The organism is Devosia psychrophila, from assembly GCF_000971275.1.
Classification (GTDB): Bacteria; Pseudomonadota; Alphaproteobacteria; order Rhizobiales; family Devosiaceae; genus Devosia; species Devosia psychrophila.
Map to the genome: position 1 here is coordinate 39731 of NZ_LAPV01000134.1, position 19268 is coordinate 58998.

Annotated in this window: 18 protein-coding genes; 9 read left to right on the top strand and 9 right to left on the bottom strand. The window is 61.2% G+C overall.

From position 1 onward, the window contains the following. Window positions 1-175 precede the first annotated feature (175 nt). The 4 genes from yajC to WH91_RS13910 all read left to right on the top strand — a co-directional run bounded on the left by yajC (window position 176) and on the right by WH91_RS13910 (window position 4389). Window positions 176-532, top strand: a complete 357-nt coding sequence (gene yajC, locus WH91_RS13895) for a preprotein translocase subunit YajC (RefSeq protein ID WP_046171609.1) — start codon at window positions 176-178, stop codon at window positions 530-532. 66 nt (window positions 533-598) lie between these two features. Next, window positions 599-3145 carry a protein translocase subunit SecD gene (gene secD / locus WH91_RS13900; RefSeq protein WP_046171610.1) on the top strand — a complete coding sequence of 849 codons (2547 nt, stop codon included), beginning with the start codon at window positions 599-601 and terminating at the stop codon, window positions 3143-3145. Between the two features lie 13 nt (window positions 3146-3158). Then, entirely contained in the window at window positions 3159-3542 is a 384-nt protein-coding gene (locus WH91_RS13905; protein WP_046171611.1) for an Mth938-like domain-containing protein, read from the top strand. Window position 3543: 1 nt separating this feature from the next. After that, window positions 3544-4389, top strand: coding sequence for a phytoene/squalene synthase family protein (locus WH91_RS13910; protein WP_046171612.1), 846 nt, complete (start codon window positions 3544-3546; stop codon window positions 4387-4389). Window positions 4390-4534: 145 nt separating this feature from the next. Here WH91_RS13910 and trmFO read toward each other — a convergent pair whose 3' ends face one another. Next, complete coding sequence (gene trmFO, locus WH91_RS13915) at window positions 4535-5920, bottom strand: methylenetetrahydrofolate--tRNA-(uracil(54)-C(5))-methyltransferase (FADH(2)-oxidizing) TrmFO (protein ID WP_046171613.1); 1386 nt, start codon at window positions 5918-5920, stop codon at window positions 4535-4537. Between the two features lie 95 nt (window positions 5921-6015). Between trmFO and WH91_RS13920 the strand changes: the two genes are divergently transcribed. Beyond that, window positions 6016-6669: a glutathione S-transferase family protein gene (locus WH91_RS13920; RefSeq protein WP_046171614.1), complete on the top strand. Its 654-nt coding sequence runs from the start codon at window positions 6016-6018 to the stop codon at window positions 6667-6669. 88 nt (window positions 6670-6757) lie between these two features. Here WH91_RS13920 and WH91_RS23535 read toward each other — a convergent pair whose 3' ends face one another. From WH91_RS23535 to WH91_RS13930, 4 genes are all read right to left on the bottom strand, one after another. After that, entirely contained in the window at window positions 6758-6907 is a 150-nt protein-coding gene (locus WH91_RS23535) for a DUF1127 domain-containing protein (RefSeq protein WP_074797262.1), read from the bottom strand. A gap of 198 nt (window positions 6908-7105) precedes the next feature. Beyond that, window positions 7106-7258: a hypothetical protein gene (locus tag WH91_RS24695; RefSeq protein ID WP_158409571.1), complete on the bottom strand. Its 153-nt coding sequence runs from the start codon at window positions 7256-7258 to the stop codon at window positions 7106-7108. A gap of 680 nt (window positions 7259-7938) precedes the next feature. Beyond that, complete coding sequence (gene uvrA / locus WH91_RS13925; RefSeq protein WP_046171615.1) at window positions 7939-10833, bottom strand: excinuclease ABC subunit UvrA; 2895 nt, start codon at window positions 10831-10833, stop codon at window positions 7939-7941. 219 nt (window positions 10834-11052) lie between these two features. Beyond that, window positions 11053-11697, bottom strand: coding sequence for a LysE family translocator (locus tag WH91_RS13930; RefSeq protein ID WP_046171616.1), 645 nt, complete (start codon window positions 11695-11697; stop codon window positions 11053-11055). 230 nt (window positions 11698-11927) lie between these two features. Here WH91_RS13930 and ssb point away from each other — a divergent pair, with 230 nt between their 5' ends. Further along, on the top strand, window positions 11928-12446 hold the full coding sequence (gene ssb, locus WH91_RS13935) for a single-stranded DNA-binding protein (RefSeq protein ID WP_046171617.1): 519 nt from the start codon (window positions 11928-11930) through the stop codon (window positions 12444-12446). A gap of 32 nt (window positions 12447-12478) precedes the next feature. Here ssb and WH91_RS13940 read toward each other — a convergent pair whose 3' ends face one another. The 4 genes from WH91_RS13940 to WH91_RS13955 form a co-directional block, all read right to left on the bottom strand. Further along, window positions 12479-13861 carry a diguanylate cyclase domain-containing protein gene (locus WH91_RS13940; RefSeq protein WP_244542306.1) on the bottom strand — a complete coding sequence of 461 codons (1383 nt, stop codon included), beginning with the start codon at window positions 13859-13861 and terminating at the stop codon, window positions 12479-12481. 95 nt (window positions 13862-13956) lie between these two features. Continuing rightward, window positions 13957-14481, bottom strand: coding sequence for a hypothetical protein (locus WH91_RS13945; RefSeq protein ID WP_046171618.1), 525 nt, complete (start codon window positions 14479-14481; stop codon window positions 13957-13959). Between the two features lie 84 nt (window positions 14482-14565). After that, complete coding sequence (locus WH91_RS13950) at window positions 14566-16956, bottom strand: efflux RND transporter permease subunit (RefSeq protein WP_046171619.1); 2391 nt, start codon at window positions 16954-16956, stop codon at window positions 14566-14568. A gap of 143 nt (window positions 16957-17099) precedes the next feature. Further along, window positions 17100-17978: an NAD(P)H-binding protein gene (locus WH91_RS13955; RefSeq protein WP_046171620.1), complete on the bottom strand. Its 879-nt coding sequence runs from the start codon at window positions 17976-17978 to the stop codon at window positions 17100-17102. Between the two features lie 147 nt (window positions 17979-18125). On the opposite strand from WH91_RS13955, the gene WH91_RS13960 reads away from it, so the two are divergent. From WH91_RS13960 to WH91_RS13970, 3 genes are all read left to right on the top strand, one after another. Next, window positions 18126-18530, top strand: coding sequence for a winged helix-turn-helix transcriptional regulator (locus tag WH91_RS13960; RefSeq protein WP_342028097.1), 405 nt, complete (start codon window positions 18126-18128; stop codon window positions 18528-18530). 70 nt (window positions 18531-18600) lie between these two features. Next, entirely contained in the window at window positions 18601-18861 is a 261-nt protein-coding gene (locus WH91_RS13965; protein ID WP_046171621.1) for an AbrB/MazE/SpoVT family DNA-binding domain-containing protein, read from the top strand. Continuing rightward, window positions 18858-19262 carry a type II toxin-antitoxin system VapC family toxin gene (locus WH91_RS13970; protein WP_046171622.1) on the top strand — a complete coding sequence of 135 codons (405 nt, stop codon included), beginning with the start codon at window positions 18858-18860 and terminating at the stop codon, window positions 19260-19262. The genes WH91_RS13965 and WH91_RS13970 overlap by 4 nt, the downstream gene beginning before the upstream one ends. Window positions 19263-19268 lie beyond the last annotated feature (6 nt).

The window sequence follows — 19268 nt, forward strand, 5'->3', positions numbered from 1 at the left end:
CGGCCCCCTGAATGCCTTTGCAATCGCTGGGGTGCAATTGTATAGTCCGGCCGATTTTGTGCGGGGTGCAAGTGCAACGAGCCCCTTATGCGTCCAGTAGCGTCGCAACGTCGATGCTGGGTCCTGGCGCCGTTACCTCCACAGCCACAACAAGAAACGATAGGAATCTCGCCTCATGTTCGTAACGCCCGCTTATGCCCAGGCAGCCGGTGCAGCCGCCCCCGCAGGAGGTGGCATGTCCGACATCTTCATCCAGCTGATGCCAATCCTTTTGCTGGTGGTGATTTTCTGGTTCCTGATCTTCCGCCCGCAGCAGAAGCGCCTGAAAACCCAGCAGGCAATGCTGTCGTCGATCAAGCGCGGCGATACCGTCGTGACCACCGGCGGCATCGTCGGCAAGGTGACCAAGGCCGTTGACGGTGAAGATCTCGAAGTCGAGATCGCCACGGGCGTCAAGGTCAAGCTGGTTCGCGGCATGGTGGCCGACGTTCGCTCCAAGGGCGAGCCGGTCAACGACAACAAGCCTGCCTAACCGCAGCACTCCGACTGCCGCCGGCGCCTGAGGGCGCCGGCTTTCTGCTTTCAGGACTTACCTTCCATGCAGTCTTCGCCGATCCGTACCGCCGTCATCGCCCTTGTCGCCATTCTGGGTGTGCTCTTTGCCGTCCCAAGCTTCCTGCCGCAGGATGTGCGCGACGCCTGGCCCAGTTTCCTGCCCCGGCAGACAGTGGTGCTCGGCCTCGACCTTCAGGGCGGCTCGCATCTGCTGCTGCAGGTCAACGAAGACGGCATCGTTACGGAGCGCCTGCAGGCCTTGCGCCGCGACGTTCGCAACACGCTGGCCAACCAGAACGGCATCGGCAACCTGATCACGACCGACGAAGCGACCAAGACGCTATCGATCGAGCTGACCGATCCTACGCAGAAGGAAGCCGCCCGCACGGCTATCCAGGCGTTGCAGAACACCATCAGCAATTCGATGCTTGCCGTTGGCGGCACTAACGAATTGGCCTTTGGCGATTCGCCCGACGGCAAGCTGACCGTCACCCTGACCGAAGAGGGCGTCAGCGAGCGCATGTCGTCGCTGGTAGCGCAGTCCATCGAAGTCATCCGCAAGCGCGTTGACGAACTGGGCACTACCGAGCCGTCGATCCAGCGCCAGGGCACCAATCGCGTGCTGGTCCAGGTTCCGGGTTTTGGCGACAGCCAGCGCCTCAAGGACATTATTTCACGTACCGCCCGCCTGACCTTCCACATGGTCTACCCCGGGCTGACCGCCAGCCAGGCCGAGGCCCAGGGCCTGCCGGCCGGCACCATGGTGCTGCCCAGCCAGGATGGCGGCAGCGAATTGCTCTATGAAGACATCGCCCTCGGTGGAGAGTCTTTGGTCGATGCGCAGCCAAGCTATGACCAGCAGCGCGCCATGCCCGTTGTGAGCTTCAAGTTCGACACCCGCGGCGCCATCGCCTTCGGCCAGATCACCGGCAAGAATGTCGGCCAGCGCTTCGCGATCGTGCTCGACAACACCGTCATCACCGCGCCGGTCATCCAGCAGCCAATCACCGGCGGCTCGGGCCAGATTAGCGGCAGTTTCACCACATCGACCGCCAACGACCTTGCCGTGCTGTTGCGCGCCGGTGCCTTGCCGGCTTCGCTCGACGTCATCGAAGAGCGCACCGTCGATGCCAGCCTCGGCGCCGATTCGATCCAGCACGGCATCACCGCCGGCGTCATCGCCGCAGTGCTCGTCATCGGCTTCATGATCGCCGCCTACGGGCTGTGGGGCGTTTTCGCCAACGTCTCGTTGATCCTGAATATCGTCCTGATATTTGCCGCGCTCTCCATGCTGGGCGCCACGCTGACCTTGCCGGGTATTGCCGGTATCGTGCTGACCATCGGCCTGGCGGTTGATGCCAACGTGCTGATCTATGAGCGAATGCGAGAGGAGCAGCGATCGGGTAAATCGCCGATCCAGGCCATCAATGCCGGCTTCGAACGGGCTTGGGGCACCATTATCGATTCGCACCTGACCCAGCTCATCGTGGCAATCGTGCTGTATTTCCTGGGCTCCGGCCCGGTTCAAGGCTTTGCCGTGACGCTCGGCCTCGGCATCCTGACCTCGCTGTTCACCTCCTACTGGGTCACCTCGTATCAGGTGCAGGCCTGGTTCCGCCGCGTGCGGCCAAAAGTGCTCAAGATCCAGCACTTCCGCTTTATTCCTGATGGGACCAAGATTCCCTTCATGAAAATCTCGCGCTACGTGATCGCCTTCTCGATCATCGCCAGCGTGCTGTCGCTCGGTTCGGCCTATTTCAAGGGCTTCAACCTTGGTATCGACTTTGTCGGCGGCACTGCCATTGTCATCCAGCATCAAGGTGGCCCGGCCGATGCTGGTGCGGTGCGTGAACTGCTCGATGGCCTGAACCTTGGCGAAGTCCAGGTGCAAGGCTTCGGCACGCCGGAAGACGTGCTGGTCCGCATCCAGGCGCAAGAGGGCGGGCAGGACGCTGACCAGGTTGCAGTTTCCAAGGTCCGCGATGCTTTGGCGACCGAGAGCTACACCGTGCGCAGCACGGAGGCCGTCAGTGGTACCGTTTCGGGCGAGCTCGCCTGGAAGGGCGGCATCGCCGTCATCATCTCGCTGATCGCCATCCTGATCTACATCTGGTTCCGCTTCGAGTGGCAATTCGCCTTGGCCGCGGTGACCACGACGACGCATGACGTCATCATGACCATAGGTCTCTATTCGCTCACCGGGCTGGAGTTCAACCTGACCTCCATCGCTGCAGTGCTGACTCTCGTGGGCCTGTCGCTGAACGAAACCGTGGTGGTGTCGGATCGCGTTCGAGAAAATCTGCGCAAGCATCGCAAGATGCCGCTGCCGGAGTTGATCGATCTGTCGATCAACCAGACTATCGTGCGCACCACGATCACTCAGTTCACCGTGTTCCTGGCGCTGATCCCGCTGGTGATCTTCGGTGGCGAAGTGATCCGCAGCTTTACCATTGCCATGACGTTCGGTTGCCTCGTCGGCATGTACTCGTCGATCATCGTCAACGGTCCGATCCTGATCAACTTCGGCCTCAAGCAAAAGGTCGAGGACGACAAGGCGGTCGCCAAGACGGTTGACGGCGCTTCGGTCTAGGCGGAGGCCTTCGGTGAGCCAGGTCAAGCAGTACCCGACGCAGGCAGGCATCGACGCCTATGGCAATGGCGGTTTCCGCTTTGCCGGCGTTTCGCATAGGGGATCGCTGCTTTGCCTGCCGAGCGGCATGCTGGCCTGGCCCGTAACGACGCCGTCGGAGATCACGCTTGAGTCGCTGGCGCCGGTGTTTGCCGCCGCCGATGATATCGACGTGCTTCTGATCGGCATCGGCCCCGATATCGCGGCGATCCCTCGCCAATTGCGAGAGGCGCTGCGTGAGCGTGGGGTGATTGTCGAAGCGGTCAATACTGGCAGCGCCATCCGGACCTACAACGTGCTGCTGGCCGAGGAACGGGCCGTCGCTGCCGCACTGATCGCAGTCGACAAGGTTCGCTGACATGGACCAAGCCAGTTTTGCCCATGCGGCAGACGCCCTGCGCCTGGGTGACCGCGATCGCTATCTCTCGACGCTGGTGCTGACCGGCGGGTACCGCGATGCGGTCACCGCGCTTTATGCCTTCAACGCCGACGTCGCCTCGATCCGCGAGCGAGTGTCCGACCCGGCGCCGGGCGAAATCCGCCTGCAGTGGTGGAGCGATGCGCTTGAGGGCGAGGGGCATGGCGAGGTGCGCCTGAACCCCGTCGCCGATGCGCTGCTCGATACCATCAGCCGCTACAATATCCCGGCCGGTACGTTGCTACGGCTGATCGGAGCGCGGCGCTTCGATCTTTATGACGACGCCATGCCGGACCTCAAAAGCTTCGAAGGCTATGCCGGCGAGACGGTATCGACGCTATACCAGCTGGCCGCGATGATCCTTAATGATGGTGAGATCGTCGAAACCGGTGACGCGGCAGGGCATCTTGGCGTGGCGCATGCGATGATCGGGCATCTGCGCGCATTCAGCTACGTGTCGTCGCTGGGCCGCATCATGCTGCCGTGGTCGATTTTCGAGGCCAACGGCGTACGCGAGGGCGAGATTTTCGCCCGCACGGACAGTGAAGGTTTGCATGAAGCGCTGGGGCAACTTGCCGAGATTGCGGCAGAACACCTCAAGAAGGCTGAAAGCGCCATTGCCGCGCTGCCTGCCAAGCTCAAACCGGCTTTTGCCACCATCGCCATCCTCGAACCACAGCTCAACAGCCTCAACCGTCGCACCAGCCCGTTCGCTCCCGTCAGCGACGAAGCGGACTGGCGGAAAATAACACGGCTGATGTGGTGGGGGATAAGTCGGGGGCGCTAGCAGGCTTTCTTACCTCTCCCTTTGGGGGAGAGGTCGGCGCGCAGCGACGGGTCAGGGGGCCTTCAAGGCACATTGCACCCAGTAAAGGCCACCTCACCCGACCCAAGAGGGTCGACCTCTCCCCCGAAGGGAGAGGTGAGGCGCGTCAGCCCCAGGCTTCCAAATCCACCAGTGCGCGCGAGGTGATCGCACGGCGCTTGGCGATGGTTTTGTCGTTGCCGCGCCAGCGGCCGGCGCCTTCCGGCCTGACCACGGTGACTTCGGGGAACAGGCCGAAATTGACATTCATCGGCTGGAAGCTGCGCGCGCCGCTATAACCTTCGGCTTCTATATGGCCGCCGGTGATATGGGCTACCAGCGCGCCGAGTGCCGTGGTGATCGGAGGCGTAGCTATGCTCTCGCCGCGCGCGTCGGCCGCTGCCAGGCGTCCGGTAATCAGGCCACAGGCGGCGCTTTCGACGTATCCTTCGACGCCGGTAACCTGGCCCGCGAAGCGAATGCGCGGATCGGCCTTGAGCTTGAGGTCGGGCCCCAGCAGCTTGGGCGAATTGAGGAACGTATTGCGATGCAAGCCGCCGAGCCGCGCAAACTGCGCGTTCTCAAGGCCCGGGATCATGCGGAAAATATCGGACTGGATGCCATAGCGCATCTTGGTCTGGAAGCCGACCATGTTCCACAATGTGCCGAGCGCATTGTCCTGCCTAAGTTGGACGATGGCGTAGCATTTGACGGTGGGATTGCGCGGATTGGTCAAGCCAACCGGCTTCATCGGGCCATGGCGCAGGGTCTCGACGCCGCGCTCGGCCATCACTTCGATGGGCAGGCAGCCGTCGAAATATGGCACATTCTCCCAATCCTTGAATTCGTGCAGTGGCGCGGTCTTCAGCGCTTCGACGAATGCAAAATACTGGTCCCTGTCCATCGGACAGTTGAGATAGTCGGCGCCGGTGCCGCCAGGGCCGGCCTTGTCGTATCGCGACTGAGCCCACACCACATCCATATCGATGCTGTCCTTGTGGACGATGGGTGCGATGGCGTCGAAAAACGCCAGCGCGTCTTCGCCGGTCTTGGCCATGATCGCTTCGGCAAGGGCAGGGGAGGTCAGCGGCCCGCTGGCGATGATGACATTTTTCCAGTCCTCGGGCGGCCAGCCGGCGATCTCCTCGCGCAGCACGGTTATATTGGCGTGGTTGTGAATGGCGCGGGTGACCTCGGCCGAAAAGCCGTGCCGGTCGACCGCGAGTGCGCCACCCGCCGGCAGCTTGTGCAGATCGGCTGCGCGCATGATGATCGAGCCACGACGGCGCATTTCCTCGTGCAGCAGGCCGACGGCGTTCTGTTCGTGGTCGTCGGAGCGGAAGCTGTTGGAGCAGACCAGCTCGGCAAAGCTGTCGGTGCTATGCGCATCGGTGCCGCGCACGCCGCGCATTTCGTGGATGATGACCTGACAGCCAGCTTCCGCTGCCTGCCATGCGGCCTCGGAGCCGGCGAGACCGCCGCCGATAATATGAATGGGTTCTGATGTGGACATGGCTGGCAGATAGCAAGAGGACCGAAGGGGCGCAACCGGCACTTGCGATTGCGAGCCCCAACATTAGCATGCGCAGCACTATGGGGGGATAATTGATGGGTCCTGGACTGAGGCTGTGGGGGCGGGCGAGCTCTGCCAATGTGCAAAAGACGCTATGGTCGCTTTGGGAACTGGGTGTGAGCTATGAGCATCGCCTGGTAGGTGGTGCACACGGCGGACTTGATACTCCCGACTTTCGGGCGATGAACCCGAATGGGCTGGTGCCGGTGTTGCAGGATGGTGAGTTGACGCTGTGGGAAAGCCACGCGATCTTGCGTTATGTGGCCGCGGCTTACGGCGCTGACGGCCTCTGGCCTTCCGATCCGCGACAGCGGGCTATCGCTGACCAATGGACCGATTGGACGGCGGCGACGTTCCAGCCCGCCTGGATCTCGCTGTTCTGGCTACTGGTGCGGACGCCCGAGGATCAGCATGATCTTGAGGCCATAGCCGCGGCGCATGCGAAAACAGTGGCCGCACTACGCATCCTCGATGCCAACCTTGCAGAGCGGGATTATCTGGCGGGAGATCGGCTGAGTTATGCTGATATCGCAGCGGGCGTATTGCTCTATCGCTGGTTCAGCATGGAGATCGACCGGCCAGCCATGCCGGGTGTCGAGAATTGGTATCGGCGCCTGCGGGAAAGTCCCGCGTTTTGCAGGGCAGTTATGGTCAGTTATGACGAACTTATAGGCAGGTTGGCATTCTGACTTCAATGAGCATCAAACCAAAACAGCCGCATCTCAGAGAGAAGCGGCTGTTCGAAATGTTGTGTCTGTAAGTCCAGTCGAGCAGAACTTAAAGACCAGCAGCATGATCGCGGGCAATGCGATTGATGTCGGTGCGCGAAATGCCCAGGTCGTTGAGCTGACGATTGTCGAGAGCGGCGAGCTCACGAACGGTCTGCTGGTACGCTGCCCACTTCTTGAAAGTCTTGCGGATGTCCATTTGAATTCTCCTTTTCGTTTACAACACTATATTTAGAGCAGTGCTCGCCAGATGAGCAGTGGGATATTGGTCAAATGGGTCATGCGTCTGGCGCAGGGCTTTTGCCGTCACGGTTCATGTTCGGTTAAGGCTTGCGGCAAAGCAAAGGCCGCTGGATGGCGATCCGGCGGCCCTGCAGAAGTCGGCAAGTTGAAAGCCTTAGCGGTCGAACAAAGACCGGGTCATCTTGGAAAAGTCGGGGCCCGTAAGCCCCAGCAGATAGGCATCACGCGTCGAAGGAACGTCCATTTCCTTCAGGGTCTGCTTGATATCTACGAGGCGCTTGATACGCCAGACGGCACGGACAAACATCGTCGCACTCCATTCAGGCTGTTGAGCAACACGCTGAAGATGATCTGATTTGAGGACAGGCGCCACCGCCGATGCGTCAACCGCTTTATGCGCGGGATGCATGGCAAATTCACGATACGGTCGCAAATGACGTGCGGAGGCGCCGCCTGCACGCGGATTTTGTGTCGTCCGATGAGCTCACGAGGTGAGCGATGGTGGCGAGGCGACTGCCTCGGGGTAGGGTAGTAGGAAGTGAGGCAGTTGCCTCGCCACCAAGTCGGGATTTGTCGTGGGTTGGGATCGTGCTGGCCATTATCGCAGACCAGCGCGCCCGATTTCCCCGCACGCAACAGGAGCGACCTCCCATTCCCGGCAGTCTCCACGCTCGTCACTCGTCATGACTAGCTCTGTTGTGAAGATGGGATGGAGTATGCGGGACTTTCGGTGGACGGGGATAAGTTTTTTGAGACAAGCGGCCGGAAGAGTCTTTGATGGGGTACCCCCACCGCCATTCGGGCGTAGCCCTCATGGCCTTCTCATCTAAAACCACGCCACCGGCGTGGTTTTGCCTTCGGCCGGATCGAAGTCCCGCTGATGAGGGGGAAGAATCCCTCCGGTGAATTGGGCGAGATCGAGGGCACACTCGATGCGGCTCCTCCCCCTTTTCAGGGGGAGGTTGGGTGGGGGTATTCTTGCTACCTTTACTCAGCCGCCCGCGTCGCGAACATCGGGCGCCGCGCCATGACATCCTTGAGGAACTTGCCGGTGTAGGAGCGGTCGACCTGGGCGACGTCTTCGGGGGTGCCAATGGCCACCACTTCGCCGCCGCCGTCGCCACCTTCGGGACCCATGTCGATGACCCAGTCGGCGGTTTTGATGACTTCGAGATTGTGCTCGATGACGATGACGGTGTTGCCGCCATCGACCAGCTCATGCAGCACTTCGAGGAGCTTGGCCACGTCGTGGAAATGCAGGCCCGTGGTCGGCTCATCCAGCATGTAGAGCGTGCGGCCGGTGGCGCGCTTGGACAGCTCCTTGGACAGCTTGACGCGCTGCGCCTCGCCGCCCGAAAGCGTATTGGCCGGCTGGCCGACCTTCACATAGCCGAGGCCGACGCGCTGCAGCGTGGCGAACTTGTCGCGGATCACCGGCACCGCCGAGAAGAAATCGACGCCTTCGTCGATGGTCATGTCGAGGATGTCCGAAATTGACTTGCCCTTGAACTGAACTTCCAGCGTCTCGCGATTGTAGCGCTTGCCCTTGCAGACGTCGCAGGTGACGTAAACGTCGGGAAGGAAGTGCATTTCGATCTTGAGAACGCCATCGCCTTCGCATTTCTGGCAGCGGCCGCCCTTGACGTTGAACGAGAAACGGCCGGGGCCGTAGCCGCGGGTCTTGGACTCCGGCAGGCCGGCAAACCACTCGCGCAGCGGCGTGAAGGCGCCGGTATAGGTTGCCGGATTGGACCGCGGCGTACGGCCGATAGGCGACTGGTCGATGTCGATGACCTTGTCGAGAAATTCGAGGCCGGTCAGGCTGTCATGCGGGGCAGGGACCACGCGCGCGCCGTTCAGCCGGCGGGCGATGGCCTGGTACATGGTGTCGATCATCAGCGTAGACTTGCCGCCGCCGGAGACGCCGGTGATGGCGACGAACAGGCCCAGCGGGATATCGACTGAGACATTCTTGAGATTGTTGCCGGTGGCGCCCTTGACGCTAAGGGTCTTGCCCTTGGTGGCCTCGCGACGCTCCGCCGGCATGGCAATGCCCATCCGCCCGGACAGATACTGCCCGGTCAGCGAGTCGGGGTGATTGAGGATGTCCTGCGGCGTGCCTTCGGCGACGATATGACCGCCATGTACACCGGCACCGGGGCCGATATCGACCACGTAATCGGCACTCATGATGGCGTCTTCGTCATGCTCGACGACGATCACCGTATTGCCGATATCGCGTAGGCGCCGCAGCGTTTCGAGCAGCTTGGCATTGTCGCGCTGATGCAGGCCAATGCTCGGCTCGTCCAGCACATAGAGCACGCCGGTCAGGCCGGAGCCGATCTGGCTGGCGAGCCGGATACGCTGGCTCTCGCCACCCGACAGAGTGCCGGAATTGCGCGACATCGACAGATAGTCTAGGCCAACGTCGATCAGGAAATTCAGCCGCTCGCGGATTTCCTTGAGGATGCGCTCGCCAATGGTCATCTGCGTTGGCGTCAGCTTGGCCGGCAGCGAATTGAACCAGGCGAGGGAGTCGCGGATCGACTTTTCGGTGACCTGGCCGACATGCAACCCGTCGATCTTGACCGCCAGCGATTCCGGCTTGAGACGATAGCCGCCGCAGGCCAGGCAAGGCTTGGCCGACATGTACTTTTCGATCTCTTCGCGCATGCCGGCGCTTTCGGTTTCCTTGTAGCGGCGCTCAAGGTTGCCGATGACGCCTTCGAAGACCTTGGTGGTCTTGTACTGGCGCAGGCCATCGTCATAGACGAATTCGATCTTAGCCTTGTCGGTGCCATAGAGCACCGCGTGCTGCACCTCGAACGGCAGCTCGTTCCAGGCAGTGGCGGTCGAGGCGCCATAGTGTTTTACCACCGCTTGCAGAGTCTGCAGGTAATAGGGCGCACTGGTCTTGGCCCAGGGCAGGATGGCGCCGTTCTTTAGGGACAGCGCCTGGTCCGGCACGATCTGGTCGGGGTCGATCTTTTGCTCGGTGCCGAGGCCATCGCAGACCGGGCAGGCGCCAAATGGGTTGTTGAACGAAAACAGCCGCGGCTCGATTTCGGCAATAGTGAATCCGCTGACCGGGCAGGCGAACTTTTCGGAGAAAGTGATCTGGCGCGCCGAACCGTCTTCGTTCTTCTCGTCAGCAAACTCGATCAGGGCGATGCCGTCGGCCAGCTTCAGCGCCGTCTCGAAGCTTTCAGCCAGGCGTCCGGAAATCTCGGGACCGACCACGACGCGGTCCACCACCACTTCGATGTCATGCTTGAACTTCTTGTCGAGGACCGGAGCCTCTTCGATCTCGTAATATTCGCCATCGATCTTGACGCGCTGGAAGCCCTTGCGCATCAGGTCTGCCAGTTCTTTCTTATACTCGCCCTTGCGGCCGCGCGCGATCGGCGCCAGCAGGAAAACCCGCGCACCTTCCTTTAGCTCCAGCACCTTGTCGACCATCTGGCTGACGGTCTGGCTCTCGATCGGCAAGCCGGTGGCCGGCGAATAGGGCACGCCGACGCGGGCGTAAAGCAGGCGCAGGTAATCGTAGATTTCGGTGACCGTGCCAACCGTAGAGCGCGGGTTACGCGACGTGGTCTTCTGTTCGATGGAAATGGCCGGCGACAGGCCTTCGATGTGATCCACATCGGGCTTCTGCATCATCTCAAGGAACTGCCGCGCATAAGCCGACAGCGATTCGACATAACGGCGCTGGCCCTCTGCATAGATGGTGTCGAAGGCGAGCGAAGACTTGCCGGAACCGGACAAGCCGGTCATCACGATCAGGCTGTCGCGCGGCAGCGTGACGTCGATGCCCTTGAGATTGTGCTCGCGGGCGCCGCGCACAATCAGTTCACGGTTCTGGCTGGTCTTTGGCGTCATCGTTCAAGTCCATAACTCGGTGCGCCAGCGAGGCGGCACGGCGGCAAAGTCGGAATAGGGCAGCGGAATGGGGAGACACTGAGATAGGCGTCGCTCACCCCTCTCGCAAGCGGCCTCTGCGCATGGCCGCCCGGCGGTCTGGTCACCTTAGCGTGTCCCGTCGGCTCTGCCAAAGCACCTTTGCCGACTTGGAACATAAGCGGAACAATATAGATTCGGTCAAGGGCCGACATGCTGGGTCACCCCGTGCCAGGCGGTAAACAACGCCGCGACAAGGAACAATGCGCCGGCACCGCGACCGATCCAGGCGGTAACGCCGGGATTGCCAATCAGCGCATCACGGCCCTTGCCGGCGGCGAGCGCCAGCCCGCCATAGACCACGAATTGCATGCTAACGGACAGCACGCCCATTACCAGCGCTTGCGACCAGATCGGACCAAATTCGGGACGTAGGAACTGCGGATAGACCGCCAGCACAAACAGATAGGCCTTTGGATTGAGCAGGCAGGTTACTGTGCCCTGCCTGAACGCAACCCAGTTGGAGCGGCTTGATGCCTTGCCGATGGCGCCGACGGTTATCGAACTGAGTAGCAACGTGTAGCCGATCCAGCCCATATAGGCGGCGCCGATGACGATCATCACCTGGAAGATAATGCCCGGCAGCTGGGCCAGCGCCCCGACCACCAGCGCGCCAAACAGCGTATGTACGGCGCCGCCGAGCATGATGCCGGCGACTGCAGCGAGGCCCGCCTTACGGCCGCCGGTGAGTGCATTGGCGATGACGAAGAACATATCCATGCCCGGCACCACGATGATCCCAAACAGCAGGACGGAAAAGAGCCAAAGCGACAGCGCGTAGTCCATGCACGATTTCCCCACAACCCCGCCTGCCTTGCGGCAGGCATGCTGACAATGCGTGTCAGTAGGCCCTTGACGCTAAAACAGAAACAGAACATAACAAGAACAAATAAGACCTGTTTACAACCGTGCCAAGGCGCGGGCGGCGAGCGCTGCGCCGGAGTAAGGTAAGGTCGCTATGTAAGTGAGCGTCCCGGCGGGCGATGGCCCGGGGACTGAATCGAAAGGAATGAGCGATGGCAGGCAGTGTCAATAAGGTGATCCTGGTCGGTAATCTCGGCGCGGACCCTGAAATTCGCAATCTTCCCAGCGGCGGCAAGGTTGTGAATCTTTCGGTTGCGACCTCCGAAAACTGGAAAGACAAGAATACCGGCGAGCGCCGCGAAAAGACCGAATGGCACCGTGTGGTGATCTTCTCGGAAGGCCTGGCGCGCGTCGCCGAGAGCTATCTGAAAAAAGGCAGCAAGGTCTATCTCGAAGGCCAGCTACAGACCCGCAAGTGGCAGGACCAGTCGGGCGCCGATAAGTATTCCACCGAGATCGTGCTGCAGGGCTTCAATTCGAACCTGACCCTGCTTGACGGTCGTGGTGACGGCGAAGGCGCTGGCGCAGGTGATAGCGGCGGCTTCCGCGGTGCCCGCGACAACGGCGGCAATAGTGGTGGTGGCAACAATAATAGTGGCGGCGGCCAGCGTCCGCGTCCTAGCGCCCCGGCGTTCGAGCCCGGCGGAATGGACGACGATATCCCGTTCTAGAAACGGCTGGAAAAACTTGTGAGACGGGTCGCCTAAAGGCGGCCCGTTTTTCGTTGGGGATGACCGCTATCCTCGTGCGATCCGGCGGCGTCCGCCGCAAAAGTCCGACTGGTGCTGCGGCCTGCGGCCTTGGCGGCATAGAGGGCGATGTCGGCCTGCTGAAACAGACTTTCCGAGGATCCGCCACGATATTGCGCGACGCCGACCGATGCGCCCAGAGTCAACCGATGGTCGCCGCGGACGAAGGGTCTACCGATCATCGATACGATATGTGCTGCCAGCGCCTCGCTCTCGGCAGCGGAGACATCGGCGCCCAGCAGGACGGCAAACTCGTCGCCGCCAATGCGGGCGACCAGTTCGGCACCGCCGCAGCTTGCCACGAGACGTTGCGCTGCTTCCTTGAGGCATTCATCGCCCAAGGCATGGCCGTAGGTGTCGTTGACCTGCTTGAAACCGTCGAGGTCGATCAGCAGCATGGTGCCGATGGATTCGCGGCCCTCGTCCAGCCGCATCAGCCGCGCTTGGAATAGGCTGCGGTTGGCAAGGCCGGTCATCACGTCGAACTCGGCCAGGTAGCGAATGCGGTCGGCCGTCAGCTTTTCTTCGGTGATGTCCTGCTTCATGCCGAAAATTCGGTGGGCGACGCCGTCACGACTTTCAACGGCGCCGGTGATTCTCATCCAGCGCCGCTTGCCGGTCGTGGTGATGATTTCGCAATCCACCGAGAAATCGGTGCAATCGGCGACGGCCTTGGAGCGTGCCGCTTCCATCTCGCGTCGTGATTTTTCGGTATATAGGGTCAGTGTGAGTTCACGCGTCACGGCTGAGTTACGCGGTATCTCGAACAGATCGTAGACGCCATTGGTCCAGATGAGGCTGTTGTCACTGAGGTTGCACTGCCAGATACCGATGCGGGCGGTCGATGAGGCCCGGTCGAACAGGGTGCGCCGCTGTTCTTCGAGCGCTGCATAATCCGCAATGGTGCGTTTCTGTGCCTCGATTTCGCGGCGCTGCCGGTCGGTCAAGTGCTGTGACACAGCCTCCTGCGCCAATCCAGCAATATGATCAGCCATGCTGGCACTGCGCGGGCGGATGTCGAACAGGGTGAGCAAATAGGATTGATCTGCCGCTTCGCCGGGTAACAACAGCCCGACATAGAAGCGGGCCGCTGAAGGCCCCGTCGCCTGGGTGTCGGCAATGATCATTGTCTTGCCGGAGACGATGGTTAGCGCGTCGAGATTGGCAAGGTTACTGGCAGCGCTGCCGGTCGAAGCGAATGTCGCGGGGATACCGGCATCAACCAGCGCCAAGCTGGCTCCGCCAATGCCGAGCAGGTCACAAAAGCGCTGCAGCCGTGGGGCCAGATCGCTCGAAGCGGCCTGAGCCTGTGCAGGGTGTTTGATAGGACGGTGCAATTGGGCATTCCCGATAGTGCGCGAACGATAGCGCCGGCTGGTTAACACTTTGTCCGCCGCAAGCTGCTGGCAAACAAAAAGAAAATCCGTCGGGTCTATTTCTTTGTAAACGGTACCTCGGCGCGCAGGCTGTCGCCGCTTTCGACGTAAACCACCGAAAACGTCACCTCCATGGCCTCCGGCCGGAGATTGATCTGGGCCGTGATGTTCAGGTCTTTGCCCTCTTCGTCTTCGTCGCGCTCGCGCAGGTTGAACACCATGCCATCGCCGCGCTTTTGGCCGACTGCAACGCCGGTAAAAGTCGCATTGGAGCTCATCGCCGCCTCGAAGCGCTTGCTGGCCTCGACATAGACCATGGTGCCAGCCACCGAGAGCTGCGTGCCGGCCAGCGAGCAGCGCCCGCTATAGTTGACCTTGTCCTGGTTGCCCTGCGTCACCGACATGCGGCAGACAACCGTCTCGGTAGTGGCGCCGATCAGGACGCCACGCCCGCGCCATTCCCCGATATAGGACTGGATCAAAGCCACATCGGCTGGCGCAGCGAGGGCCGGGGCGGCGGCGCCAATCGCGATCAGGCTGGCCAGCACCAGGGCGCGCGACACGGTTCTGATAAAGCTCATCCCAGAGGTCTCCAGCACTTACGGCAGTCGAATCAGCCGCCAAATATGTAATCCGCCAAGGGTTTTGCCCGCAAGCGCAGCGGCTCAGGCAGGCGTGGAATGCCCTTCGGTGCCGCCTTCACCGGTGATGGTGTCCCCGGTCGGGTCGTCCGGCGTTGCGTCGTGGTCGGCCGTACCAACGCGAATCCTACCCAGGGGGTGGAAGAACTTGCCGCCCGCCGCCAGCAAGGCCGGCAGGATGAACAGGTCCCCGATCACTGCAAAAGCCAGTGTCGAAACAAACAGCGTGCCGAACAGCGCAACCTGGGGCAGGTCCGAAAAGACGACGATGACCACGCCGGCGCAGAGGATTATGGTGGTGGCGACGATGGCGCCGCCGATGCGATCCAGCGTGTGCTTGATCGCCTCCAGATGCGGTCGGCCTTCCTCGCGCCGGGAATGCAGGTAATGCGACAGGAAATGCACCGTGTCGTCCACCGCGATGCCGAAGGCGATGGTGAGCGCGATGACCGTGGTCAGTTGCAGCCCCTGGCCACTGAAATACAGCCACGCCTCGGTGCCCAGCACCGGGAAGAGGTTAGGAATGGCCGAGGCCAGCGCCACCCGGAATGACTGGAAGGCAAAGCCGATCAGCGCCAGATTGACCAGGACGGACAATGTGAGGTCGAGCTGCAATCCGGTGACGATCTGGTCGGTCGCGAAGGTGATCAGCACCCGCAATCCGCCGATCTCGGCGCCCTCGATGCCGGCCGCCTGCATCTCTGCAGTTACGTCGAGCACCAATTGCTTGAGGTAGTCTGAGTCGATGATGGTCGGCATGAATCCGGTGACCAGAGCCTGGCCGCCATCATCCGTGACGAAGCGCTTGCGCATGAAGGGGCCGACCGAGTCGAACACTTCCTTGCGGGAAAATCCGCTGTCGGTGTAGTCGACGATGCTGGCGGCTGAGATGACCTTGTTCTGGCCGATATGGCTCTCGAGAATCCGATGCACGGTGCGAATTTTCTCGAAGTCGACATCATCGACATTGGGGTCGGTTCCGGCCAGCGGCACGCGGATGTAAAGCGGCGCTACGCCACCCACGCCTTCGTCGATTTCGGCCGAGGTCGAAAGCGCGCTGGAATCGGAGGCGACAAAATCCTCGAAAGCGAAATGCGGTTTGATCAACCCATAGGGGATCAGCAGCAGCAGGGTGACCACGATGGCAAGCACCGATACCTGACGGCCAAAGCGGCTGGCGATGAACCAGGCCAGGGGCAGGGGGGCCGTCAACACCAGGCTGGACCGCTTGGGCGGCTTGAAGCCAATCCGGATCGCCAGCTTGAGCAACAGCGGCAGGAAGGTCATCAGGCAGACGAACAGCAGGAAGGTGCCGATGGCGCCGGCGATGGCGAATTCGCGAATGCCCTGACCGGGCGTCAGCGCCAGCGAGGCGAAACTGACGAACGTGGTGAGCATGGTCAGCGCCGCAGCAGGCCCGACCAGCTTGACCGTTGCATCCACCGCCTTGTTGGGCTCCATGCCATCGCGCCAATAGGCCAGCCAGTTGAACACGAAGAACATCGACTCGGCAAAGCTGATCACCAGCACCAACGTGGTGACGATGATGGTCAGAAAGGAAAACGAGCCAAAAAAGAACAGGATCAGGCCCATCGACCATATCACGGCAAGGACTGGCGTGGCCGCCACCAGCAGCGCGCCGGACAGCGAGCGCAGCGCCAGCAGTGCGATGATCGAGCCGAGGGCCAAGCCCCACAGCGTGAACTTGACCTGGTCGTCGAGCGCCGCATTGACCATTTCCGAGGTCCACAGCGGCGGTCCGGTCAGCTCGACACTGATATTGTCGTCGGCGTAATAGGCGATGGTCTCGCGCACGCTGGCAATCATCGCCTTGCTGCCTTCGCCGCGCGTCATTTCCTGATTAGGGAACATGATCAGCACCACGCCGGTAAGGTCGGGCGTGATCAGGTTGCGCATCATCGGATCGTTCTGCTGAAGGTCGGTCAGGGCCCGAGCTACATCGGCAAAATTGTCGAACCCCTCTGGCACGGCAGGCACCGAGCCCCCATTGCCGCTCGGTTTGCGCAGGGTGAACGGCGACATGGTGCCCACGGCATAATCATTGAGCTCAAGATCGAACGCCAGCTCGCGCACCCGCTCCAGCGTTTCCGGCTCAGTCAGGCGCGGCGACGAAACCAGCACATAGATGTCGTTCTCGAACGTGCCGAAGGTGTCGGCCAGCTGCTCATAGGCGTCGTAGTAGTGCCCTGAATCGGCATAGACCCGCAGCAGGTCGCCATCGACATTGGCCTTGGGAATTTGTGTGAAGCAAAAGATCGAAAATGCCAGCACTGCCAGCGCAACGGCACGCGGATAGCGCAGCGTGGTAAGGCCGATATGCTCAAGGCCAAAACCGATGGAACGGTCATAGACGAAGTGCGCCCATAGACGCTTGAACACAGAACCAAACGACACGGGCACCCGACTCCGCGAATACGGCAGACGTTGGGGATTGGTACGGGTTTGTGTGGTAGGCGTCCAGCAGCGCGATAGCTTGACCCCAGCGGCTGTGGATTTGGCTATGGGAAGGCCCCGCGCCGAAGCGCGAGGCCAGCAGATCAGGCGCCGAGGGCAGCCTTGTTGGCGGTCAGGAAGCTTTCAAGAGTTTCCGGCTTGCGGCCGGAATAACGCTCGACCGTATTGGTGGTGATGACGTGGTGGCCGTCTGCCGCATCAAGGTCAAAGGCCACGAGAAGCGTCGCCATGAAGCTGGGCACCCCAGCAGCCTCGAGGCCCCCCAAAAGCTGCTCGCCGGTGAGGCCGACGCGCGCTACCGGCTTGCCGGTCAGCTTTGTGTAAAGCGCCGCGACTTCTTCCTGGGAGACGGGGGTCGGGCCGGTGACGTCGACAATTTCCTTGCCGGTCGCAGAGAGCAGGGCGCCTGCCGCAGTGCGGGCCGTATCAAGACGGGTCACGTAGTTGCGGCCCTTACCATCGGTGGCGTCAAACAGCTGGCCGCTGGCAAGTGCTGCGCCGGCGCCGAAAATCGTCATGTCGGCATAGATATGATTGCGCAGCAGAGTGAAGTCGAGGCCCGAAGCGGCGATAGCCTGTTCGGTCCAATAGTGGTCATTAATGCCGCCTGCATCGGCATTGGGCCGGGCATTTGGCGCGGAGGTATAGGCGATATACGTGACCCCGGCAGCCTTGGCGGCAGCGACGGCATTGGCCTGCTGCTCGGTGCGGTTATGCGCCACCGTGCTGATCAGCAGCAGGCGATCAACGCCGGCAAAGGCCTTGGCAACGCTGGCGGCATCATCAAAATCAAGATGGCGGACATCAACGCCTTTGGCGGCCAGATCGGCCAGCTTGGCTGTGTCGCGGGTGCCTGCGACGATCTTGGTAGCGCCGCGCACCAATAATTCTTCCACAGCGAGGCGGCCGAGATTGCCACCGGCGCCGGTCACCAGCAGGGTCTGATCTTTGAATTGCGTCATCTGTGCACTCCTTGTTGCAACAAACCCTTCCTTGCAGCAGATGCCGATGGAGAGTAAGTATCGATTAGAGAGTGATACCTATGCGGCTTCGACGGGAAGCGAAAGAGGGCACCTTCACCGCCTAAAGGCACCTTGGAGTAACCACGCATGTTGAACATGTCCGAACAGGCCGCGCTCTATGTCGAGCGCTGGAACAATGCCCCTGAAGGCCCCTCCAGCGATTGCCCGGTGCGCGGCGTGCTCGACAAGATTTCCGACAAATGGAGCATGCTGCTGGTTATGACCCTGGCCAGCGGCCCCAAGCGCTTCAACCAGTTGCGTCGTGAGGTCTCCGATATTTCCCAAAAAATGCTGACTCAGACTCTTCGCGATTTGCAGCGCGACGGAATGGTCGCGCGCCGCGTCTACGACACCAAACCACCATCGGTCGAATACCGCCTGACGCCGCTAGGCGAGTCCATTATCGTACCGTTTGGGCATCTGATTGAGTGGGCCGGCCACAACCACCCGCAGATAGGCGCTGCACGGGCGGTTTTCGACGGGACGAACTGAATCCCGACATTGAGGTTGGCATTTTAATAGTATATACATTGTTGTATATACCGCAATGCGAGGTTGATAAATGGTCCAGCTTGCCAAGGTATTTCAGTCCGGAAATTCGCAGGCTGTGCGCCTGCCCAAGGAATTCAGGCTGGACGTGGATCAGGTCGAGGTCAGCCGCGAAGGCGACGCGATCATTCTGCGTCCCGTGGCAAATGATCAAGCACCTTGGGCCTCGCTGCGGGCTGCCATCGCACGTGGCATGAGCCCTGACTTCATGGAAGCCGGACGTGAGCAACCCGAACAGCGGGATCGGCCGGACCTCGACGCTGCGTTTCCGTGATCGACTATCTGCTGGACACCAATGCGGTGATCACGCTGCTGAACGATCGATCGCCGGCTTTGGTTGAACGGGTTACCAAGAGCACGCCAGGTAGTATCGGGGTTCCCACTATCGTTGCGCATGAGCTCTACCTCGGCGCCTATCGGAGCCAGCGCGTGGAGTTCAATCTGGAAAGCCTGCGGCTCTTGTTTGCCGATTTCCCGACCTTGGACTTCAGCAGGGATGACGCTCATAGCGCCGGTCAGATCAGGTCTGGTTTGTTGCGTCTCGGCACACCGATCGGCCCCTATGACGTCCTGATCGCCGGCCAAGCCAAGGCACGAAACCTGACCCTCGTCACCAACAACACCAGCGAATTTGCGCGCGTCGAGGGACTAAGCATCGAGGACTGGACGCGCTAGAGTATA